The sequence below is a fragment of the Psychromonas marina genome (genome assembly GCF_030161115.1).
Lineage (GTDB): Bacteria > Pseudomonadota > Gammaproteobacteria > Enterobacterales > Psychromonadaceae > Psychromonas > Psychromonas marina.
This window is the reverse complement of sequence record NZ_BSPQ01000001.1, coordinates 148,359-170,050: the sequence shown is the minus strand read 5'-3', so window position 1 is coordinate 170,050 and position 21,692 is coordinate 148,359. Positions and strand designations below refer to the sequence as shown.

Below are 21,692 nucleotides of genomic sequence, written 5' to 3'. Positions count from 1 at the left end.
AAGATGAGGACACTATGGTAAAAGGACGTCAGATAAAAATTTACTTAGCGGATGGTACGGTAACAGGTATTCGTCATGCTGAAATAATGGGCTGGACTGGGCAAGCATTAGCGGTACCTAGAAACCGTGTTAAAGATCTGTCTGAATGGGATGAAAGCCAAAAGCCAGGCGTGTACTTCTTGTTTGGTGTGGATGCCGAAACTGGTAACGATGCGGTCTATATTGGTGAGGCTGAACATGTATCAAATCGCATCCAGCAGCACCTTTCTGGAAAAGATTTTTGGAATGAAGTTGTCTGCTTTACTAACAAAGATGAGAATATCACTAAGGCTCATGTTAAATACCTTGAATCAAGATTGGTGACTTTAACGAATCAAGCCAAACGATTTGAGCTAATCAATGGCAATCAACCTCCACAAGCGGTGTTACCTCGAGGTGACAGAGATTCAATGGAAGAGTTTATTGGAAATATTAGATTACTCATTGGTGCACTGGGCTATCGTTTTCTTGAGCCATTAGTTAATAAAAAAATAACTACTACTGTAGCTGTTGAAGACATAGCTAATTCTGTTGATATTTACAATTTAAAAGCTAAAAAATACCAAGCTAAAGCACAACAAACAGATGAAGGTGTCGTTGTTTTGGCTGGCTCTGAAGGATCTGAGACTGCGAATTCCAGCCTATCTAAGGGCTATACCAAGGTGAGAAATAATTTAATTGATAAAGGAAAGCTTGTTCTTGTGGGTAAAAAATTAATACTGCAAGAAGATGTTTTATTTGCAAGTCCATCACAAGCAGCTGCTGTATTACTAGGGTACCCTTGTAGTGGGCCTGAGTATTGGCTTGATAAAGACGGCATTAGCTTGAAGCAAAAAGAATCTCTTCACCTCTAAATTACGATCTTTTACTTTTCGAGTATCCCTCCTTTTTGGAGTGTTAGGTTATCGAAGAGTAGTGCCCGCAACCTTACGTAGTAGGTTATAAATAATGGAGTCCAAATGTCTGGGTTTAAAACTTTTTTTGTAAGGCACAGTTCCAAACTAGATATCGATTCAACAACACTGAATATGCTTTGGGATGATAATTATATCGGAGTTCATTACCCAAGTAATGTACATGGAAAGCTAGAAGCCGATGATAATGAAAGTACTAATTTAAATGATTATTCGGGCACAGGTAAAACAGCCTTAAAGAAATTAACTCAAATTTGCACTGAAGGCGGTTATGTTTGTGCTGTATACAAAAACAAGTCTGGTGCTAAGGTTGGGTTTGTTCCTAAGGGCTCTACTATTGAAGTTATAAACGGTAAGTGGGGAAAGAAATCTCACCGTGAAGGGCGTGATGCTAAATTAAAAGGTATCAAACTCACTAATGTTCAGGTTCTAACTGCAACAGAGAGCATTGTATTGAAAAGTACACAGCCAAGACAAGGCACGATCTGCCATTGGCCAAAAGCAGGGATTCAAGTTCAAACTCGGGTTGATAAATTACCAATACCTAGAGAAGTTAAAAGCTTAACACCCGATCAACAAGAAGTTATGTGTATGGAGTACTTACGCACAGATAAAGCCTCTGCAAGAGGTCTTCCTAAGTTAACCCATACTTTGATGCCGGTCGGAAGAACTTTGAAGGATGTTGATATTGTTGGTCGCTCTGGTTCAGGCAATGGAATCTATGTGCAAGTAACTCTTACGGGTAAAAAGAGTAAAATAGGCATTAAAAAATTTAATAAGTTAAAGGCTTATGCAACATCTTCTGATTACGCAATTTACTTTAGTGCTTCTAGTGAATTAGACATCACAAATACATTGATTTCCTTCCCAATAAAAACAGTTTTTGATGACTTTTGCATTCAAGATGCTCAAGGTAAAATGTGGTTTGATATGGTCACTAAAGTGTAATTTATTACGCTTAACCAATGTTTTTAAGTCTGCAATGACTTATTTGGTTTTACGGCTATAGTTACACTGTAACTATTTGGCGGGTGAAACTATGAAAAAAACAGAGTTATTAAAAACAGAACATCAAGTGCAATTGAAGTGGTTAGATAATCAGATGGATAAAATAGCAAATGATGGTGCTAAATCGTTTTTAAATGCTGATGTTGCTGAGCGAGCCTATAACCAAATGCTCAGCGAGAGTTTAATCACCAGTGAAAATGAAATAGAGCATTTTGTCAGTACCTATCTTTCAGGTGTAGGCCTAAAGAAGTTAGTAACCACATTGCGGGTTTATATAAAACGCAATGGCTCTGAAAGGTTACAAGTTGAAATAACGAGAAGCAATAAAACTCGTCTTGATAGGATTGTGAAATTGTCAGGGAAAACAAAAATAGAGATTATTAACCAGTTGATCGAAAGTGTGGATTTGGAGGAGTTTGAGGTGATAAAATAGTTACAGTGTAACTATTTAGGTCGCTATTGTAGTTTACTATTTGGTGCATCAGTTAGTTTATCGATCATTAAGGAAATTCTTCGATTAGCTAAAAACACCATGATCTAAGCAACCAATCAAGTCTAATACGGTTTTCGTATCTGCATCAGTACAAACCATATCAATAGGCCGTTTATTACCAAGTCCTTTAACAGGTTGTTTCATCCACTCCTGAGCAGATTCATTATTTCCTTCAAAGAATTCTAAACTTGCTAGCTGAATTTTATGTAACCTATCATTTTTATCCATTTACTCGCTTCCTCTGTTTGAAAATATATTAAGAAAAACCATGAGTGTGTCTCAAACAATAAACCTAGGTTAATAACTGTATGACTTCCTGCTGATTGCTTGGAAAATAACACGTAGGTCAGCCACCTAATTGCAGTCTGCGCCGCCATTTAATTACATACAACTTTGCCACTTCGGAAGCTACAATAAGCCAAAAACAGTCATTGATATCACTATTGTTGATGGCAGCTCAGAGCTTTTTTCAGACATTAAATAAGTCGTTTCCTATCTCGCTAATGGGGCACATTGCGAGATAGAAAATGTTGTTGGTTCACTCTAAATTAGTGGCCAAATTCACTTAGTCACAACAGTAGATATACAACCATACAATGAAAAAAAAGATAAATCCTTGCGTATGGCTTTTATTTAAGCCTGGTACAAGTATTTATAATATGAATCATATTGCTTAAGCGCATAAGTAGTCACACCACGAATGATATTTTCAACACTCAATGAAGGGGTTTCTTCTAAAGGCCTTCCAGTTAATTCATCAGAAAACTTCCAATAGATAGCATACATCTTATAGTTCCAGTCAGGTCGGTTTCTTCGTAGTTCCGAAAAATTTTCGTTATTATCAAGAGGAGGATCACATTCAAGTGTTTCAATCCAAAGGACAATTTCTGTCAATAGAATGGATGAAATTGTAGTAATTGGCTTGGTAGCATTTTGATTAAGTATTTTTATTTTTGTAACTGGTGCATAGACTCTAATACAATTTTTTTCATCGATACGGTGATGTGTTGGCAAAAGAGCCTGCAAATTTAATTCGTTCATCTTTGCAGAGAAAGCAATGTTTTGTGCAAAATCGGTAATGACAATCGTTCTATACAAATAACCTTGCTCATTTCTGATGCCATAGACGTATTTTATCGGCTCGTTTATAGCATTTCCTAAAGCAGTTAGCATAATATCTGGCAAGCTTATCTCAGGCAAAGACTCGATATAAGAAACCAATTCATCATCAAAGTCTCCTTTTTTCCTGCTTGCGATATTTGTGGAAGTTATCCCCCCCGTCAGCGATATGATTCGATCAAATTCCGTTGGATGTTCAGACTGTGATTTTAGCTCTTTAATTGCATTCTCCCAGCCGGTATCTAAGCCATTTTCAGATGCAATTAAATCGAGTGCTTGAAAGCGCTTAAATTCTTTAGTGGTAATAGATTTAGCATCTGCACGGCACGCTTTTACAGTGCGGTTTGATGGGAAAAGAAGGTGGTCGTACTGATTTTTTTTGTTAGACATTCTACAAATCCTAATCAGGTTATTACATGTAGCCGCCGGCACACACCTGAATAAAATTGTGTGAATAAAAGGGTGTGGGTAAAACTGTATTACTAATAACAAGCTGATCTGAGGCGATCTTTACCAAGGGCGGCTAACAGGGAGCATGAATCCCTAGTTAAATTCTGCCTTAGAAATTCAGCGATGTCTATCTAGCACATGAAAATAGTGACTATTTTGTGAAGTGAACTGATGAAGAGTAATAGTGACTCAGTGCAATTAAATAAGCACTGGTTGGGGAATCATCATTACTTTCAGAGTATGTAGTTCGATATGGCATCATATATTTGTTCGTAGAAACGACATTTTGTCGATTTCATGAACACGAATATAGAATGGATTAAATTAATGTTTTGGCACGCTAAGAGGCACAAACCGCCTTATAAAAAATTGAACATTACCTGATGATTGATTCAATTTTATGCCTTATTATCTATCCTATTATAGATCTAAAAACTACGAGGCTTCTAATGACTAAATCTAAACTTACATTACAAAATTTGCTTAATAAATGCGATGAAAGTATTCCTATGAGTAAAGAAGATAAGGAATGGGATAAAATGCAGCCAGTTGGAAAAGAATATGGTAGTGAGAAAAAGAGAGTTACAAAATCAATAAAAACAGTGGAAGATAATGAACGAGCTTTAGCTCGTGTTGAAGTACTTTGGGAAGCTCTACCTAACTCACCAGAGGCTGACGAGTTAGATATTTTAGTGGCATTGATTCATGCATTTGAAGAAGAAAACTATCCAATTGCTACGCCTGATCCAATTGAAGCAATTAGATTTCGTATGGAGCAACAAAAAAAGTGTTCTAAGTAAGATGGTCACTCATTTGTAAAGCTTTTAGCTCGCAAAGGGGCACATAGCGACTTAGAACTTTTGCTCTATTTATCTCTTTAGGTGTCCCATTTGTGTTCATCTTCTCTCAATAGTGAGCGTAATGACAAAAGGCAAGATCAGACCCTAAGAACTCTCGGCTCTCTTTTGGGCTTTTTAAAATTCACAACATTAATGCCTTGCATTTGTGAGCACGATGTCATTAATTTACAATCAAACCTCAAGTTAATGTAATAGGCGGTATTTGTGACTGATTTAATCGATTTAAAATTTAGTTCGGATAAAAGTATAAATAATTCCAATTTAAAAAGTCTAAAATCTACGCAAAATAGAGACTTAAAACTAAAAACTTTTGAGTCACCCTTAGATAAATTAATGAAGCCAAGTGCTTTTGATGCTGTGCTAGAACAATCAATGAAGCCAAACCCTGCTTTAGCTCACCTAGATGAAATTTCGAAATCGTTTGCTCACTTAAATGAAATGACGAAGCCGAATCCTGCTTTAGCTCATCTAGATGAAATTTCGAAATCGTTTGCGCACTTAGATGAAATGACGAAGTCGAACCCTGCTTTAGCTCACCTATATGAAATTTCGAAATCGTTTGCTCACTTAAATGAAATGACGAAGCCGAATCCTGCTCTAGCTCATCTAGATGAAATTTCGAAATCGTTTGCGCACTTAGATGAAATGACGAAGTCGAACCCTGCTTTAGCTCATCTAGATGAAATTTCGAAATCGTTTGCTCACTTAGATGAAATGACGAAGCCAAATCCTGCTATAGCTCAGTTAGATGAAATGATGAAGCCGAATACTTTGGATTCTTTTTTATATTCTAAACCAATCATTGATTCACCCCCTCTCGTCTTTCAAAATCCAATTAATGAGACAAATAGAAAATTAGACGAAGCAAATAAAAAATCAGATAAATTAGTTGCAGTTATTCAAAAAAACGCATTGGAAGCAGCTATAGATGCCACTAAAAATAATAAAAAAATGTGGTTAGTTGCGTGTCTAGGAATATTCATTGGATTTCTTGGAACGTTGTTGACTGGATTCATATATATGTATCCGAACACCTCCTCAGAGGGAAAGGATGAAGTTTTACAGAGCGTCCAGTTAACTAAAGCCTCCGTTCTGTTAGATTTACCATTAATACAATTATCAGAAGTTAAAAACGAAGAATAATTCATAATGTAATTGGCTCTAATAAAATGGCAATGGGGTCGCGTTTTGCCTCTAAGGGGAACAAAGCGACTTAGACAAATGACTACTTTGACTCTAGATTATGGCCAAAATAACTTAACCACAACAGATTCAAGAGAGTGGCTTATCTCATTACCGGAATGGATGTCTTTGTTACAAACGGCAATAGACTCTACCCAATGAAAATAACTTGTTAAAACGATAACCCCACCCTAAAAGCATGCTTTGAAATGGAGTTTCTGTTTGTCACAAGGGTATACTCAAATAAGATTTTTTATAATAGATTTATTTACTAAAAGGGTTGGCTATGGAAAATGATTTAAACATATCTTTACAAGGCTTTAATAATGAAGACGACGCCCAAAAAATAGGTAATCTAGCTCTTGAAGTAATAAAAGCATTAGAGACCGAACACCAACTAAATATTGTCAAACTTAAAAAGGTTGTCGTATCTTTTGACTTTCCTTCTGCTCTAGCTCAAATAGCGGAAGAGTTTAACCATCAATCCTTACCTACATTTACAGACAGCAAACAAGCGATTGCAATCGCACAGCTATTATCAAAACCTGCGGATAATGGTAGGTTATCCGAATATGCATTGGTTCTTAGTATTAGTTTTTTCTCTGAAATTATAACTACTGATGGTGCTATATCATTCGACAATATAGCTCCTATCATACATAGAATTCATCATGAGCTTATCCATGTCCATGAACATAATGAAAACTCTCTCGATAACTCTAAGATAATAGATGATTACGACGATGCATTGTTGATGACAGGAAAAAGAGCATGGTCTGAATACTTAGCCAATTATATGTCTTCATCCACAGCAACAGATGATTGTATACATGATGTACTTAATACTTTAGAAACTGTTTTAAGTGAAGTTCCAATAGAAATTGAAGATTTAGTCTATAGGTACCAAATCAAGCTTTTACCATTAGCTGAAATGCACTATAAAGTTACAGAAAGAATAAAGCTGATTGCAAATATGTATGGTTATGCTCAAGGCTACATTCAAGCACTTGATATCGATATGGAAGCTCATTTTCCAAAACTCCAACATTTACAATCATCATCCAAATTAGCATCTCCATTATCAGATTTAGGTGAGGCAATTGATTCTATCAAAGCAAAATTTGAGGAACATGGCCTCGATCATTACAATGACTTCAATTCAGCTACAAGCGCTATTGCTGAAATGTATTCGGCTTTCGGACTAAGGATTGAACGAAATGCAAAACCAAATACAGGGTTATACGTCCATGTAGGATAAAGAACATATAACTGTTGTGGCTAAGTTATATTGGCCACTAAGGCACTAAGGGGGCGTTTACGCCTCAATTGTCATACGTAAAGAGGGCTATTGCGTCTTAGCCTTTTAGCTAGTTACGTTTCTAGTGGGTAAAAAGCTATAATTAGTTGCAACCGAGCCTGTTAGAAACTTCTTTACTCGGTTGTAAATTGGGTAATTGAAAGTTAACTAGTGCTTGGATCGAAGACACTGGTAACTTCTTCAAACAATAATTATCTTTACGGTTACTGTTTTGTTGCATTACAAATGCAGTGGCTCCTGACTGATCATAAACTATCTTGAAGTAGCCCGACGGTATTACGTGTGATTCATCTGCTTTGGGTAAGTCAGGCATTTTTTTAGTGAATAATGGCCCGGTAATTACGTATAGTGGTTTTTTATAGGAAGACGAATCACGGATCGCATCTTCAAGATTCTTCCATGCACCCTGATTCAAATCTTTATCTTGTGGAGTGATGTTGCTCAAATAGTTTACTTCATACCAATATTGAGAACCTGCAAAAGATGCTAATGGGGCTTGATGGCCTCTATCCGCTTCTAGAACACTGCTATTAGCCCCTTTATAATCATTGGCCTCTAGTGTTTCATTATCGCTAAGAAGTGGATCTGTCTTCCATATTCGCCCTGTAGATGGCCCGAAGTTGATTGGATTAACTTCATAAGCGACCCAGTCTGCGAATTTGGTTATTGGGTTATTAGATAAAGCGTATATATGAGCAAAGATTAAATCATTTTTTGGTGGGCTTTCGGGGCAAGCTAAAGGGCAATGAACAGATAAAATATCGGAAAATGCAGATGTAGAGAACAAAGTTACTACAATGGCAATTTTTTTGAGTGCGTTAATCAATTTTTTCATCCTTTAGCCTGTAAAAAATAATTATAGCTACTAAATAATAATGTTTATTAAACTTAGGTCTCAGTAGCTTCTGAAATACTTAATGCACCTTCAATTTCAACACCCAAATACTCGATTGTACTATTTAGTGGTCAAGTAAACCTGGCCACAAAACTATACGTTCCTAACTCACTTTGGGGCACATTGCGAGATAGAAATCTCTACATTCTTATTAATATGGCTTTATAAATTCCATGAATTCATGGGCTACCAATTATTTTAACAGAAATTATATTTGGGAGGGGCGACAAAAAACGAAGGTAAATTATGTGCGTTTCTCCATATAACTCCCTGCACAGAAAGATGATAAATTATGCTACTGCTAATTGAATCCCTATCGCATGACTTACTTTAAATATGGTGTCCCATTTCGGCTGAGTTTTCCCGTTGAAAGTTTTATACAAACTTTCACGACTTAGCCCTGTCACTTCTGCTACATCTGTAACTCCATGAGCTTTAACTAAATGGCCCAAAGCTGAAACAAAAACATTTGGATCGTCATTTTCCAAACATTCGCGCAAGAAAGTATTAATTTCATCTTGCGTCTCCATGTATTCAAAAGGATTAAATGGGCTTGTTTTATTTGGCATTTTAAACTTCCAATTCTTTTAGTAACTTATGCGCTTTTTCAATAGAATACTTCATTTTGTCAATTGTAGCCTATAGGATACAGGGTGTGAAGTACCTTTAATCGTAATTTAGGGGAGAGCATTAGAAATGGTTTGTATCCAATCATTTGTTTGAAACAGATTTTTTCCGTTAAACCTAATGGTCATGGGGGGATTATGGTCGCAATTTTATAAGTTTCTGAGGCGCAAAGGGGCTAATGTTCTTTTAACTGTTGAGACTAGTTTTGATCAGGTGAAAGTAGTTAGTTTGCGTGATTCTTTCTAGCTATAAAACAACAAAGCCGCTGATATCAGCGGCTTTGTTGTGTCCCCGGTGGGCTACCTAGTTTTTTCAAACCATAAATCTATGTCAATGCTAGATATTTCGGCCGAAATGTCTAAAGCAAATTGATAAATAGGTAGAGATACCCGAAGCTCAGACCAATTATTTTAAAGCAAATTTATTAATATTCAAGTCACTCATAATTTTTATGTAAGTGAGCGGGTCTTCTATCTCTAAGAGGGCTTTAGCGAATTGGCTTTCTGAGACGCAATGGGGCACTTTGCGAGATAGGGAAATCCTTTCTGACAGTCGCAAAAGCCACCACAGCAGCCATACAACTAAGTTTCATTGACAACTCATCATCCTAGTGAATAATGACTTATTGTAATTATTTTTTCATGGGAAATATTAATGAAAGTTTATGCAGAAAAACTTGTTGAAACTGTAGTAGATAAGATTTGTGATGTTTGTGAAGAGAGCGTCATGATTGAGTTGAATGGCGAAAAACACGAAGAATCCGGTGAGTTAAGTGCAACTTTTGGCTATGGCTCACAAGAAGACGGAAATGTTTATCATCTAGATTTGTGTGAGGAATGTTTTAAAACAGCTATATATGCACTGAGAGACAAGCGCAGAGCAACATTAATGTTTGATGAAGAAAAAGATTTACCAGATGAAAAATTCGGACTAGACCCCAAACGCTCTGCCATATAAATTGCCCGTTACCGGCTAGTATGAGCTTACTGAAGTCTGTCTGGTTAATATTCTAATTTAAAATAAAAACTTGTTCTCTCCATCTTTCTCGCTCGCTTTTTGCGGGCGAAAGCTACTTGCCTCTGTAGCTCGCTATGGGGGCGAAAGCGACTTACCAGTAATGTCTGCTTTATCGGAACTGATGGCTTTAGTTGCACCAATTCTAACACTAAGTGGACTTAATTTATTAGCGGCAAACTGAATGTAATTCAGTGGTCACAGTTAATGTTATTTGGTGGCAACCTTAGGTGATAATGACTGGTATTTCCTATGTAATTGAGTGGCTAAACTCATGTAATTATCCAGATTGCTGACGGAAATTATTAATATGGGAATATAAATACCAAAAATCACTGCTATTAAAGAGGTTGAAACATCCCCTTGTATTAATATAATGCCGAGAATAAATTAATTATTATTTTCTTCTAATAACTTAATGAGTTTGCATTTTGCTTTGTCATCAAGCTTGTCAATCAAACATGCTAACGTCGCACTCTGCTCTGATTCACAAAAAAAGTAGTTAACTGGAACGCCTAGTTCTTTTGCCATCTTCTTTAAAATTTCTATATCAGGCATGTGGCGACCAGTTTCATAATGGTTCATGCGACCACTTGCGGAACTTGGATCTATCCCAATTTTAATGCCTAGATCTTTCTGGCTTATTTTCATTCTATTTCGAGCCTCTTTAAGACGCTCTGTAAAAAAGGATTTAACCTGCACTGGTATTTCATCTCAATAACTCTCACATAAAAATGATTGTCTAGTTTTTATATCGACATGTATACTTAGGAATCCTAAGTTTATGGTTATTTTCGAGGTATAGCAATGAGTAACAAAGTGGATATGAATGTATTTCTGCATTCTCTTTTAGTAATCAAGCAGATGAATGATTTCACAGTAGCGGAAGCTAGGGATGCTTTATTAAGAGAACATGCAGAATTTACTGATGAAGTTGAAACTAGGAAGTTCATTTACCGTCAATTAAGTCGAAATATTGAAAAAGGCCTTATCAAGCGCACAGACTGTTTTGATAGTGGATCTAAGCAAGTTATATACTCAAAGACTGATAAGCTCTTAGCGTCAAGTGTTGTTCCAATTAAACGTGGGTCTAAGGCCCCAAAAGTAACACACAAAAAAGAAGCAGTAAAAGTTCCTGAAACTGCTAGATATAGGACAGAGCTCCATAAAGAGCTGATGGCTTATGAAATGGATTTAAATACAACCTTAGAAGAAGCTAAAGAATACAAGCGCCTATCAGCTCGCTTCCCCGATTTAAAAGATAAATTACAACAGCACCAATCCCAAGCGAAAGATAAGTCGATAAAGCTCTTAGGTAAAATTCACGCTTTACAAAACTTGCTTGGTTACACTGTAACAGGGCATCAAACATGTTAAGAATTTGGCAAAAAGAGTGCTTGTCCATAGTTAAAGAACATTATTCAGAATCACATAGACACTTTTTATGCTTAGCTACACCTGGGGCGGGTAAAACTGTTCTAGCTGCTGAGGTTGCAGCCTATTTATTTGAAACGAATCAAATAGATTTTGTCTTATGTTTTTCCCCATCGACGGAAGTTGCATCAGGGATTAAAAGAGCTTTCTCTAGGCGTTTGAATTGTAACTTTGATGGTGTGATTGGCTCAATTGGCTGTTCTTATACCTATCAAAACATGCGTTTTTTCAACGATGATTACTGGAAGCTACTCAAAAATAATCGAGTGTTAGTTGTCTTTGATGAAATTCATCATTGCGCAGGTTCATCCATTGATGATGCTAATGTATGGGGACAAGATATTGTTAAGAACATTCAAGAGCAAGCTTCTTACACATTAGCTCTAACTGGTACTCCGTGGCGTTCTGACCTGCTTCCTATCGCATTAGCAACATATAGCGATCCTGATAAGAAAATCCAATGTGACTACACCTACTCTCTGCAACAGGCTGTAAATGATGGTGTATGCCGCAACCCAAAGATTGTATTGATTGATAATGAAGAGATCTCTGTAACAGTCAATAAACAAGAAACTAAAATTTACAACTCTTTACAGCAGTTGCTAAAAGATCCATCGATCTCATATCAAGATCTAATTAAAAATGAGGTGGTAATTAATTATATTGTTGCCCAAGGAGTAAATAAATTAGCAGAGTTAAGACAGGATAATTCAGAGGCCGCAGGGTTAATCGTCGCTGCCTCTGTTGAACATGCAGAACAGATAATAACAATGCTTACTGAAAACTTTCAGCAATCTGCTACGATTGTGACTTACAAAGAGGCGCATGCTTCCGATAAGATCAATCATTTTCGTTTTAGCCATACCCAATGGATTGTGAGTGTTGGTATGGTATCAGAAGGGACTGATATCCCTAGGTTACAAGTCTGTTGTCACTTGAGTAGAGTAAAAACAGAGCTTTATTTCAGACAGGTTTTAGGCCGTATTTTGAGGGTTAATGATTCACTGAATCAAGAAGCTTGGTTATTTACCTTGGCCGAAGAAAAATTAAGTATTTTCGCGAATAGAATTGACCAAGAACTACCTGATTTATTCGTATTAGTGAGGAGTAATGCTGTTGCTAACGAATTTTCTAGAGGAGGGGAAATCAAAAAAGTAACTTCTACTTTAATTGAAGTTAAATCCAAACAAGTTATTAGGTTACTCGGAGAGCTTTCTGTACCTGATAAATTAAATAGTCTGCAGTCTCAAAACAAAAATATACTAGAACCAGCTTACCTAAAAGGCTTTGGAGGATTTAGGGAAAAGTTAATAGAGACTTTTACTTCCTTATAGCTGATTATTAAACGTTTCTCAATATTCCTAAAAGGGCTAAGTCCTTTCGCTCTAAGCCTCAGGAACCTAAAGTCTATTAGACAATATTACTTAGCTACAAAAAGAGAATTTATTTTAAGCCCAAGTAATAATTTCTTTATGTTAAATAACTGATAATTTATCCACTCTCATCTCACGCCCACTTAATCGGACAAAAATAGTGTAGCGAAGCGGAACATCGCCAACCGTCTTTAAAATTTCGCTTGTTATTAACATATGCGCTTTTATTTAGTTACAGTGTAATTATTCTAACAACCATAAACTAACTAATTCCCATTAATGATACGCAGTATTATGGTGAAATTGAAAAGAGTATTGCTGATAAAAAGTAATACTCTTTGAGTCATCGAGATGACTGGTTTACTTCTTTATCTTAAATAAAAAATAGTCTGCTCGTGTATAAGATGTCACTAGCTACTAGAATTTAAGTAATCTAATACTACTTGGTGATGATCTTTGGTTTTGAACTTGTTAAATACATGCTCAAGCTCACCAGTCTCATTGATTAAGAAGCTTGTTCTAACTACGCCCATATTTTCACGGCCCATGAACTTCTTGAGCTGCCAAACACCGTACTGTTCACATACCGCGTGCTCTTCATCTGCTAGTAAAGTGAAGTTAAGATCTTGCTTGTTGATAAAATTAGTTAGCTTTTTAGGTGTATCAGGACTGATACCCAAAACAACCACATTATGTGCATCCAACTCTGCCTTTGTATCACGTAACCCTTGAGCCTGCGTAGTACAACCAGGTGTTGAAGCTCTTGGGTAGAAGTAAAGTAAGACTTTCTTTCCTTTTAGCTCTGAGAGCGTAACGGGGTTATTATCTTGGTCATTTAGTGTGAAACTTGGAGCGATTTTACCTGCTTCTATTGCCATTATTTTTATCCTTACTTTCTGATTTTAAGTTATGTATGGGGTAGTGTGATTAACAACGTCCTCTTTAGTACATTTTTCTATTGTCAGGGGGGCATTTTTACCTATGTCTAACAGTCTTGTCTACTAGTTACCCTAAACATGGTAAAATCGATTACCTAAAGTTGCCTTTAATTATATTATCAGGTCCAGTATTCACTATCTTGTCCATTGCCTTCTCACGCTCGCTCTCTGGTAATATTTCCATTAGTTCCTGAACAATTTTGATGTGAAGTGCCGCCTGTATTGCTAATGCATCTTCACTCTTTCGTGAGTTAGCAAGGTGTTTATCCTTTAATTTGTTTAATTTTGTTTTATCTCTTTTAAGCTGTTTATTTTCCTGTTGCAATAGATCGACTTCAGACGTTGCAGTGTCGCTACTTTCAGCCTTTGCTTTCAGTGAACGAGATTTTATCATCCTCTTGATATCTTGATGATTACGCAATGAGCCAACGGATAACTCCGCTTCTTTTTCTACAGTATTATTATTAACTTTAAGCTTACCTTGCTTTGCTTTTTTCTTTAGTTCAATGTTGGTTGGCTCACCTTGAATTAGCCTCTCTAGAGCGCCTATTAGAGCCTTTCTTGTTACTTGTTTCATAACGTAACTCCTGCTTGGGGAATAAGCATATCTTGAACCTCTTGTGGAAGCTCAACAGATTCATAGTCAACCCCCAAATCATCCATGATTCTTTCTGCAGCTGTAATTTTTATGTATAACTCGGATGCCGTTTGCGGGGTTAGCTCGTTATAAGTAATGTCATAGTACATATGCTCTTCTGCTTCTTTTCTCATCGCTTCTGCGTATACCGCATCCACTATGTAATCATTGTTACAATCCACACACTCAATTAAATTTACCTGAGTTCTTAGACTGCAATTTGCCGATGTGCAGAAGATGCCTGGGGCAACCACATGGATATGCCTCTGGCCGTTTCTAACGATGTTCTCCCAATACTCTAATGTTAAGGTGTCGTTATTGGTTTTGTCAGTAAAAAGATTGTTATCATTCCGCTCTGTTCTTCTTTTAGCAAATGCCTTACCCTTGCCACCTGCCACACGTTCTTTATTAGCAAGTCGATGATAGATATTTAAATATATCTGTGCTTTTTGTTGGACCCTCTCATCATCAATAGCAGTACATAAGTTCTTATTCTTCCCCTTCTTTTTACGAAGCTTCTGGAATTTGCTCGCATTTTTAGCGTAATGTCGAGTCATAGCAAGAGATATATGACTGAATTGTTGTTTTAGCTGAGGGAAAGAGAGCAATTCGTAGCCAATTAAGTAGTAAGCAAAAGAGCGGCGTAACTGATGACAAGAGAATTCGTATTTCTCTCCTAACTTAAAAGTTTTCTCTGGTTCAGAAATTTTTAAGTCTTTAATATCTTGATTAGTGAGTGTAAGCTCTGAAGCAAGAGTGTTATAAAACCACTTTTTTGCTTGCCTAGCGATGGATTTTTTACTTATTTCCCCAAAACCATTTTCAAGCATACGAAAAAACTTTTTGCTTTCCGGGTAGTTATTACGCAGAGGTCTGTATATCGATTGTAGTATTTCATATGCTTTCATACCAAGCTCTGTCGTGACAAACTCATCTTGTGTTGATTGGGATCCTTTTACCGTCTTTGATAAATCAGCATTCAGTATATAAATTTTTTGATTTGATATAACTTCTAGTATACAGCCATCAGTTGTGTGTAGTTGGGCTATTTCATCCCCCCTCATTCCCGATTTTGCTAGTAGTGTCCATATGCAACCACCGGAGTATTTACTAAGAACGGTTTGAGCTTGTTGGGCTGTATTTATTTTATTGCTAGCCAAAGTGATTTCTCTATTAGGGTAGCAAACGTCATAAAAACTTGGGTTTACGCTTATTTGGTACTCTTGAATTAGCGCTATGATTTGCTTCTCTGTTGGAGATGTTAACCCCAAAAATTTCTCTTTAAACACTTGATTTCTAACTTTATCTAATCTGTTAGCGTTAGATAACCGCCAAATATACTCACCATTTTTACGTTTTCTAATCCCTTGATGTAAATACTTTGCGTACCCTTTGTAAATGTTATCTTGAAAGTTCACTAAATATGTAGAAATAGCCTCAATTTTATCACGAATAGAAAAAAGATAATTGATTAGTGATTCAGCTTCACACAATGCTCGATAATAAAGGCGTAGAGGTATGACTGGGTATTGGTTTTGTTCTTTTAGAGTAAGCTTAAAGTCAGAATGATTAAGTGTACTAGTTAGCTTTACTGAAAATGGTAAGCCATTCTTTTCAATAAATAATTTGTTGATAGGACCATAGGAACCTCCTCTTCTAAAGTCGATGTCGGTTGCTCCTTCTATTATCCACCTTTCCAAGTTGTCAAAATTAACATGAGATAAGCTGTTTACACCTTCTGATATAAGTGGGTTGACTAGTTTTTTTAAGACAGTCAAAGTTTTGTAGATTGAATCGTATGAATGATATTTAGGGGAAATCCACATCATTTTTAAAATAAGTGACTTTAACTCATTTTGAAGGTTTCGCTCAATGATCTTTCCATCTAGTGAAAAGTCTAAAGCATTATTTTTTGTTGCCTCTGGTTCAAAGAAAGGTTGAAGTTTTTTCCAAGCTTCATTATCTCCAATCTTACCCAGAGATTGACCTGTTTGATCAAACCCGATATCAAGCTCTTCAAATTGATCCCAATTTCCAAGTTTAATCGCGGGTTTTAATATATCAATAAGGTAATTTGACTGTGCACCAACACTCATCTGCGCTCTATTAATTGCTTCAAAGTGATCTATATTCGTAATTTTAATCATAGTAACAACCTGAAGTTAGCGTTAAATGGACACAAGTGCATAATTCTGTGTAATACGAGGGTGGCGCCCACTTTGATTGAACCGTTTCCAAGCTTCTTCTAAAACATCAATGCTTGCCCCTTCGAGGGTGTACTCAAAAGCCTCAATCTTAGCTTGAACCTCTGGTTTGGCTGCTGGGTAATGCTCTAATGCTTCTTTTAAGACATCTATGAAGGAGATGAGTTTGTAAATTGAATTAGGTTCATCCACAGCTTTAGCTGATTTGCACTTATAGCAAATGTCAAACTCAGAACAAGGTAATGTTCTACCCATGGCCTTGTTTGTTGCGCGTTGCGTATTATTTCCTTCTTTCAAATTTTGTAATCCGTTGCACATTAGCCCGTTGGGGTTGGTTGGGGATTTTGTCTTTAACCATTCATCATGTGTCAGCATGTCAATGCCTAGTTTTTCTTTTATGTTCTGTTTTGCTTGCTCAAGGCTATTCCCTGTCGCGATGCGTTCAAGCACTTGTATTGCTTGAGAGATAATGTTTTTGTTAGTTCCAGAGTGTCCGTTAATGTAGTGTCTTTCAAGTGTTGTTAAGCTGTTTTGTAGTAAGTTTACTAAATGGGGTAAATAATGTTCACCATACTCTTGATAGCTTGTTGTTTCTCTAAATCGACTTGATTGCAAAGTAAGAAAATAATCATTTGCTTTGACGGACATGTATGTCATAAACCCTGAACTTATTGGGCTGAATCCTTCCCACTGCTTGGGGGCACCATTGAGAGTACCATATCTCAATAATAAACATTGCTGAGTTTTTGGTGCTAAGTCTGCTCTATCGTTTGCCCACTTTTCAATATCTTTTATTAGGGATAAATACTGTTTTGGTACATTAAAAAATCCTTTACTACCATCTGAATATGAGAATGAAACACGGATATTACCATCTTGATCTGTTTCAGAGTAAGTTAGGGGTAACAATGCCCCCTTGAGTGGTATGTTGGTAAAGCAAGATAAGATACAATAACTGATATCTAAGATGTTTTTTGTGTTTTTTCCCTTGCTCAATGGATAGGTGCTTTTATCAATATAAGAGCGACCCATATCATTAACTCTAACCTTTACCTTAATAGCATTACCTTCTAAAAATGAATAGAAAAGGTCACGAAACCATTGCATATTTAATATTCGATCTGAAGATACAAGGTTTAATTGTTTAACAAGGTGCTTGTTGATCTCCTTTATATTAAAGACATTTGATACTAAGCTTGCTGAGCCAAGTACATATAGTAAGTGTTGGCTGTTCCCATAAAGTAAAGATAGCTCAGATAACAGCTTAATAAATGTGACTCCAGATCTTTTTTCAACATCAAAGGCAGTCAAATCGTCCGTTTCGTTCGTGAGTGTGGCAGTGACATCTTTGTTTGCCCTTGCCTTAAAAGCTTTAACACTGACAGTCCGAAGTGTCTTATCTCGACTGTCTTGCTCAATCTTTATAGGGTGACACACTTCTAGTACAGTCGATTTATTTAAGGAGGTAAAATAGCAAAATAGGTGGTATGCAGCCCCCATTGCCATGTTAAAAGCACTGTATTTATTCACTTTTCCGTTTACTGGTTTAAGAGAAGTTGATATTTGTAACTCCTCAATGTGAGAATCAATGTTGATGGGCAGAAAAATCTTATCAGGCATTGCTGTGTTTTCTTTTTTGATTGCAACTAGCTGCGAAGCTAAACCAAAAAACAAGTCGCTTAATCGAGAAACAATTATTTGCTCATCACTATCCGAATAAGGTTTGAAAGGAACTTTTCGTGAATTGAATGGGCGATGTTGATGTCTCCAGCTTTCATTGTATGCACCACACCATGTTAGTGCAGTTATTATCCCTGATTGAATACTTACACAACTTGACTCTTTAAGGCCGATACTATCACCATGATTACGTTGCCAAAGACGTAAAGAGGGACTATACATTTTCACTTGGTGACGAAGTTCACCATCATTACCGCAATACTTGAGATACCCTTCTTGTGAGAATGGGTTTACTTCATGATAGCTACAGAATATGATATAAGCGCGCAACTTTTCGTAGTAAAAAGTTATTGATAAAACAGATTTCCCTACTTCCATGTACTTTCTAGCATTTTTAGCGAACTTTCGAATAAAGGGAAGTCGTGCCTTGATAAGTTCATTATTTGAGTCACAAGAGCGGTGAGAAAGGTGTGTAATATCCAAGTTATGATTTGTACGGTTAATAGAGTATTTAACTGGTATTACTAGTGTTAACGGTATTACATTACTTTTGACTCGAGTTGCCTTTGTCTTTTTTGAGCTTTTTGCTAACGGACTTTTAGCCATGTTACCACCTACCCTTTAATTTGCTATTTTTACGCTTAGCTGCAGAACGCTGCGAAGCCTTTTCATTCATTAATTTCACATATTTTTCAGTGATTGAAGTATTTGAATGGCCCATTAACGTTGCTAACTCACCCATCAAAAAGTCATACCCGACTTCGCGCTCTGCCGCTACAGTACGTAACCAGTTGGTTGCAAACGTAGACCGTAAATCATGGGGGCGGTAATACCATGTTGGCTCAATGCTTTTCAAATGTTGGCGTAATTCATTGAAATATTTTTCAAGTGTATTGTCTGAATACGGGATGCCTTTATTTGAGAGGAATAGGCTGTGAGTACAATCTAAAGCGTTTCCTGAATCGATAAGCTGATTACGCTTTGATGCGTTTTTTATTTGTTGCTTGCTAAACTTATAAATTTCCAGCTCTTCATAAATTGCAACCGGTACCTCTATTGTTCGGGGCTTATTAAATTTAGTTTCAGTGATTCTCACTGGGACAACGTCTAAACCTGATGTATCTATCTCCCCTATTTTATTTGCGGGAAAGTGTCGGAGTTCATCAATACGAAGGCCTGTTTCATTGGCAAGCCTAAACATTAATGAGAATGGAAGAGGCAAATAGGAAATATGTTCATAGAATAAGGAACAGTGCTTAACAGTCATGGGCTTTAGTTTTTTATGGGCTGGTGTTGAGTCTGTGCGAGGGAACATTTTCATTATGTTAGACATATCAATTTCACGAGTAGTTTTCGATTTAGCATGAGCCAATATGTCGTGTTGACTACTGCCTTCATTACTTCCTGAAGTGACTTTTGAATAATGTGTAACCACATGGTTTTGATCATTTTTTATGTAATGGCACTTTTGTAACCACTTATAAAAGCCAAGGACTGAGTTCATGTAGCTTTTAGCTGTGCTTAATGCAAAGGCTTCATTGCCCTGTGAGTTTCTATGACGACAATTTGCAAGTAGGAACTCAGCAAAGCGCCAAGGAGCGCCACTTTCTTCATATTTTGTAAGGCTTTTGTATGTGAGGTATTCAGGCGAAATAAGATTACCATTTTCATCGAGTTGTTCGCAATGTGTGCTATCTAGAAAGCGTGTGAAAGCAAGAAGTGCTTTGGCAATACTACTTGTATCCTTTACTTTATCTTCTCCTCTTAGCCTCGATACAAGGTAGAGTGATTGAGGGTAAACAATAGATCCATTAGAGGATAGAATTATGTTTGTTTTTTTGTTCTGGTTTCTTAGGTTTGAGGAGGTTAGAGACACGGATAAAGAAATATCACAGGTACCTTCGTGTAGTTGTTCTGTAAACTTAACTTTAGCTAGGGTATCAACCTCTATTTCTAGTAACCTAAAATCATATTCAATATTTTCAGTTTGATTATATAGCACAGCATATCCTTAATATCTTCTACTAAAATTAAGTATAATTTGTCATAGAAAATCATCAAGGTTATCGATCATATAAAATTATCAAGGTTAAACTTCTTTTCTCCCCATACGCCAAACGCATCTGCAACAGCATGGTCCTCATCGGATAACAGCGGAAAATTAAGTTCTTTTTTTAATACAAAGTTAGCCAACTTTTTTACCGGATCAGGGCTGATGCCAAAGACCACTGTATTGTGTGCTTCCAATTCACTTTTACTATCGCGTAAACCGCAAGCTTGAGTAATACAGCCAGGGGTCATTGCACGGGGGTAAAAGTAGACTAATACTTTTTTACCTGCTAAATCGGCGAGAGAAACAGGCTTATCTTGATCATCTTGTAGCGTAAAAAGTGGTGCTTTATCACCAGCAACTAATCTGTTCATTTTATCTTCTTATTGTAGTTTTAATTTAATTTTCGTCGTTTTAATGACAGTGTCATAGTGTCATAGTGTAATTGGGCTTACGTAACCTTCTGGTTTTAATGCTAATAGATCACAGTCTAATTGGTCAATAACCTGTTCTGCTGTATGTCCAAGTAAAGTTGCACTTAAACCTGAACGGCCAACGGTACCTAAAATAACTAACTCAGCCTCTATTTCGGTAGCAACATTACTGATCACATCTTCAGGTAACCCCTGTACTAAATGTGTTTGCGCATCTGCTATTTGATTTGCCTCTGCGTATTCGAGTAATGCCTCTTTGTGGAATTTCTTTAGTCCATCTTCGTAATTAATAGGGTCAAACTCAGGCAGCTCTAACATAATATTCATTGGTGGGCTCGGGTAAGCCGTCACAAGGTGAGTTTTGGCATTAATAATATCTGCCATCGCTTTACCCTCATCAATGATCTGTTTATTAAGGATATGATGTTCGTCATCTTGCATACTTTTACAATCAATCGCACACAGAATGTTGCCTTTTTCTGGCCACTCTTGGTGTTTAACGAGTAACAGTGGCACTGGGCATTTACGTAACAGATTCCAGTCCGTAGGCGTAAATAAAATAGCACTTAACTTTGAGTGTGGGTGGGTGGCTTTAACCACTAAATCATGGCCATTTTTCAAGACTTCGAGTATTGCTGCTTGGAAAGGGCGACTGTGCCAAACGACCACACTGTTAATGGTTATTCCTTCATTTTGGTAAGGTACTGCAATAGCATCTAACCACGCTTGGTTGTCTTTAATCACCAAGTGTTGCATCGCTTGTCGCTCATCAGCAGAGCTTAATGAAGTCATCTCATAGCTCAGGTCATAGCAACATAAAAATAGCGTCAGCGTGGTGCCTTTCTGCTTTTTAGCTATCTCTGTGGCTCTGGCTAATGCGGGTTGTAAGTCTTGGGTTGGATCGATAAAAACTAAAATATTTTGATATCTAAGCATAACCTGCCCCTATTAAAGAGAATCGTATACCTATAATTTAGATCAGAAGGGGGGAAATAGGTAGCCTTTTCATGATAGAAAAGGCTA

Annotated in this window: 20 protein-coding genes and 1 pseudogene; 9 read left to right on the top strand and 12 right to left on the bottom strand. The window is 36.8% G+C overall.

Going from position 1 to position 21,692, the window contains the following annotated elements; genetic code table 11:
- Positions 1 to 14: 14 nt before the first annotated feature.
- The 3 genes from QQK09_RS00855 to QQK09_RS00845 all read left to right on the top strand — a co-directional run bounded on the left by QQK09_RS00855 (position 15) and on the right by QQK09_RS00845 (position 2,394).
- Positions 15 to 893 (top strand): GIY-YIG nuclease family protein, encoded by an 879-nt coding sequence (locus tag QQK09_RS00855; RefSeq protein ID WP_284202214.1) that lies wholly within the window; start codon positions 15 to 17, stop codon positions 891 to 893.
- Positions 894 to 998: 105 nt separating this feature from the next.
- Positions 999 to 1,901, top strand: a complete 903-nt coding sequence (locus QQK09_RS00850) for a hypothetical protein (RefSeq protein WP_284202213.1) — start codon at positions 999 to 1,001, stop codon at positions 1,899 to 1,901.
- A 91-nt stretch (positions 1,902 to 1,992) separates the two neighbouring features.
- On the top strand, positions 1,993 to 2,394 hold the full coding sequence (locus QQK09_RS00845) for a hypothetical protein (protein ID WP_284202212.1): 402 nt from the start codon (positions 1,993 to 1,995) through the stop codon (positions 2,392 to 2,394).
- Between the two features lie 84 nt (positions 2,395 to 2,478).
- On the opposite strand, the gene QQK09_RS00840 is transcribed toward QQK09_RS00845, so the two are convergent.
- Together QQK09_RS00840 and QQK09_RS00835 are read right to left on the bottom strand one after the other, a co-directional pair.
- Positions 2,479 to 2,682, bottom strand: coding sequence for an antitoxin Xre/MbcA/ParS toxin-binding domain-containing protein (locus tag QQK09_RS00840; RefSeq protein WP_284202211.1), 204 nt, complete (start codon positions 2,680 to 2,682; stop codon positions 2,479 to 2,481).
- A 405-nt stretch (positions 2,683 to 3,087) separates the two neighbouring features.
- Complete coding sequence (locus QQK09_RS00835) at positions 3,088 to 3,963, bottom strand: hypothetical protein (protein ID WP_284202210.1); 876 nt, start codon at positions 3,961 to 3,963, stop codon at positions 3,088 to 3,090.
- Between the two features lie 509 nt (positions 3,964 to 4,472).
- Between QQK09_RS00835 and QQK09_RS00830 the strand changes: the two genes are divergently transcribed.
- The 3 genes from QQK09_RS00830 (at position 4,473) to QQK09_RS00820 (ending at position 7,323) form a co-directional block, all read left to right on the top strand.
- Positions 4,473 to 4,823: a helix-turn-helix domain-containing protein gene (locus tag QQK09_RS00830; RefSeq protein WP_284202209.1), complete on the top strand. Its 351-nt coding sequence runs from the start codon at positions 4,473 to 4,475 to the stop codon at positions 4,821 to 4,823.
- Between the two features lie 264 nt (positions 4,824 to 5,087).
- The gene (locus tag QQK09_RS00825; protein ID WP_284202208.1) at positions 5,088 to 6,026 is read left to right on the top strand and encodes a hypothetical protein; all 939 of its coding nucleotides are present in this window, start codon (positions 5,088 to 5,090) and stop codon (positions 6,024 to 6,026) included.
- Between the two features lie 325 nt (positions 6,027 to 6,351).
- Positions 6,352 to 7,323, top strand: a complete 972-nt coding sequence (locus tag QQK09_RS00820) for a hypothetical protein (protein ID WP_284202207.1) — start codon at positions 6,352 to 6,354, stop codon at positions 7,321 to 7,323.
- A 142-nt stretch (positions 7,324 to 7,465) separates the two neighbouring features.
- Here QQK09_RS00820 and QQK09_RS00815 read toward each other — a convergent pair whose 3' ends face one another.
- Together QQK09_RS00815 and QQK09_RS00810 are read right to left on the bottom strand one after the other, a co-directional pair.
- The gene (locus QQK09_RS00815; protein ID WP_284202206.1) at positions 7,466 to 8,218 is read right to left on the bottom strand and encodes a DNA/RNA non-specific endonuclease; all 753 of its coding nucleotides are present in this window, start codon (positions 8,216 to 8,218) and stop codon (positions 7,466 to 7,468) included.
- Positions 8,219 to 8,568: 350 nt separating this feature from the next.
- Positions 8,569 to 8,847: an addiction module antidote protein gene (locus QQK09_RS00810; RefSeq protein ID WP_284202205.1), complete on the bottom strand. Its 279-nt coding sequence runs from the start codon at positions 8,845 to 8,847 to the stop codon at positions 8,569 to 8,571.
- 712 nt (positions 8,848 to 9,559) lie between these two features.
- On the opposite strand from QQK09_RS00810, the gene QQK09_RS00805 reads away from it, so the two are divergent.
- Complete coding sequence (locus QQK09_RS00805; RefSeq protein ID WP_284202204.1) at positions 9,560 to 9,862, top strand: hypothetical protein; 303 nt, start codon at positions 9,560 to 9,562, stop codon at positions 9,860 to 9,862.
- Positions 9,863 to 10,309: 447 nt separating this feature from the next.
- On the opposite strand, the gene QQK09_RS00800 is transcribed toward QQK09_RS00805, so the two are convergent.
- Positions 10,310 to 10,570, bottom strand: coding sequence for a helix-turn-helix domain-containing protein (locus QQK09_RS00800; protein ID WP_431312572.1), 261 nt, complete (start codon positions 10,568 to 10,570; stop codon positions 10,310 to 10,312).
- Positions 10,571 to 10,726: 156 nt separating this feature from the next.
- Here QQK09_RS00800 and QQK09_RS00795 point away from each other — a divergent pair, with 156 nt between their 5' ends.
- Positions 10,727 to 11,296, top strand: a complete 570-nt coding sequence (locus QQK09_RS00795) for a hypothetical protein (protein ID WP_284202202.1) — start codon at positions 10,727 to 10,729, stop codon at positions 11,294 to 11,296.
- Positions 11,290 to 12,687 (top strand): DEAD/DEAH box helicase, encoded by a 1,398-nt coding sequence (locus tag QQK09_RS00790; protein WP_284202201.1) that lies wholly within the window; start codon positions 11,290 to 11,292, stop codon positions 12,685 to 12,687. Before QQK09_RS00795 ends, QQK09_RS00790 begins: the two co-directional genes overlap by 7 nt.
- Before the next feature lie 449 nt (positions 12,688 to 13,136).
- Here QQK09_RS00790 and bcp (QQK09_RS00785) read toward each other — a convergent pair whose 3' ends face one another.
- From bcp (QQK09_RS00785) to uspE, 7 genes and pseudogenes are all read right to left on the bottom strand, one after another.
- Entirely contained in the window at positions 13,137 to 13,604 is a 468-nt protein-coding gene (bcp, locus tag QQK09_RS00785) for a thioredoxin-dependent thiol peroxidase (protein WP_431312571.1), read from the bottom strand.
- 151 nt (positions 13,605 to 13,755) lie between these two features.
- Entirely contained in the window at positions 13,756 to 14,241 is a 486-nt protein-coding gene (locus QQK09_RS00780; RefSeq protein ID WP_284202200.1) for a hypothetical protein, read from the bottom strand.
- Complete coding sequence (locus QQK09_RS00775) at positions 14,238 to 16,448, bottom strand: site-specific integrase (protein ID WP_284202199.1); 2,211 nt, start codon at positions 16,446 to 16,448, stop codon at positions 14,238 to 14,240. Before QQK09_RS00775 ends, QQK09_RS00780 begins: the two co-directional genes overlap by 4 nt.
- Positions 16,449 to 16,469: 21 nt before the next feature.
- Entirely contained in the window at positions 16,470 to 18,791 is a 2,322-nt protein-coding gene (locus QQK09_RS00770; protein ID WP_284202198.1) for a hypothetical protein, read from the bottom strand.
- A gap of 1 nt (position 18,792) precedes the next feature.
- The gene (locus QQK09_RS00765) at positions 18,793 to 20,187 is read right to left on the bottom strand and encodes a tyrosine-type recombinase/integrase (protein ID WP_284202197.1); all 1,395 of its coding nucleotides are present in this window, start codon (positions 20,185 to 20,187) and stop codon (positions 18,793 to 18,795) included.
- An 89-nt stretch (positions 20,188 to 20,276) separates the two neighbouring features.
- A pseudogene (gene bcp / locus QQK09_RS00760) lies at positions 20,277 to 20,609 on the bottom strand (thioredoxin-dependent thiol peroxidase); the annotation flags it as partial.
- Between the two features lie 60 nt (positions 20,610 to 20,669).
- Positions 20,670 to 21,605: a universal stress protein UspE gene (gene uspE, locus QQK09_RS00755; protein WP_284202196.1), complete on the bottom strand. Its 936-nt coding sequence runs from the start codon at positions 21,603 to 21,605 to the stop codon at positions 20,670 to 20,672.
- Positions 21,606 to 21,692: the final 87 nt, after the last annotated feature.

Bases quoted from the DNA above. Each gene is read 5' to 3' on its own strand.
- QQK09_RS00835 (WP_284202210.1), bottom strand. From the start codon at position 3,963: ATGTCTAACAAAAAAAATCAGTACGACCACCTTCTTTTCCCATCAAAC.
- QQK09_RS00790 (WP_284202201.1), top strand. From the start codon at position 11,290: ATGTTAAGAATTTGGCAAAAAGAGTGCTTGTCCATAGTTAAAGAACAT.
- QQK09_RS00840 (WP_284202211.1), bottom strand. From the start codon at position 2,682: ATGGATAAAAATGATAGGTTACATAAAATTCAGCTAGCAAGTTTAGAA.
- QQK09_RS00815 (WP_284202206.1), bottom strand. From the start codon at position 8,218: ATGAAAAAATTGATTAACGCACTCAAAAAAATTGCCATTGTAGTAACT.
- QQK09_RS00845 (WP_284202212.1), top strand. From the start codon at position 1,993: ATGAAAAAAACAGAGTTATTAAAAACAGAACATCAAGTGCAATTGAAG.
- QQK09_RS00770 (WP_284202198.1), bottom strand. From the start codon at position 18,791: ATGGCTAAAAGTCCGTTAGCAAAAAGCTCAAAAAAGACAAAGGCAACT.
- QQK09_RS00775 (WP_284202199.1), bottom strand. From the start codon at position 16,448: ATGATTAAAATTACGAATATAGATCACTTTGAAGCAATTAATAGAGCG.
- uspE (WP_284202196.1), bottom strand. From the start codon at position 21,605: ATGCTTAGATATCAAAATATTTTAGTTTTTATCGATCCAACCCAAGAC.
- QQK09_RS00805 (WP_284202204.1), top strand. From the start codon at position 9,560: ATGAAAGTTTATGCAGAAAAACTTGTTGAAACTGTAGTAGATAAGATT.
- QQK09_RS00780 (WP_284202200.1), bottom strand. From the start codon at position 14,241: ATGAAACAAGTAACAAGAAAGGCTCTAATAGGCGCTCTAGAGAGGCTA.
- QQK09_RS00820 (WP_284202207.1), top strand. From the start codon at position 6,352: ATGGAAAATGATTTAAACATATCTTTACAAGGCTTTAATAATGAAGAC.
- QQK09_RS00800 (WP_431312572.1), bottom strand. From the start codon at position 10,570: ATGAAAATAAGCCAGAAAGATCTAGGCATTAAAATTGGGATAGATCCA.
- QQK09_RS00850 (WP_284202213.1), top strand. From the start codon at position 999: ATGTCTGGGTTTAAAACTTTTTTTGTAAGGCACAGTTCCAAACTAGAT.
- QQK09_RS00795 (WP_284202202.1), top strand. From the start codon at position 10,727: ATGAGTAACAAAGTGGATATGAATGTATTTCTGCATTCTCTTTTAGTA.
- QQK09_RS00810 (WP_284202205.1), bottom strand. From the start codon at position 8,847: ATGCCAAATAAAACAAGCCCATTTAATCCTTTTGAATACATGGAGACG.
- QQK09_RS00830 (WP_284202209.1), top strand. From the start codon at position 4,473: ATGACTAAATCTAAACTTACATTACAAAATTTGCTTAATAAATGCGAT.
- QQK09_RS00855 (WP_284202214.1), top strand. From the start codon at position 15: ATGGTAAAAGGACGTCAGATAAAAATTTACTTAGCGGATGGTACGGTA.
- bcp (WP_431312571.1), bottom strand. From the start codon at position 13,604: ATGGCAATAGAAGCAGGTAAAATCGCTCCAAGTTTCACACTAAATGAC.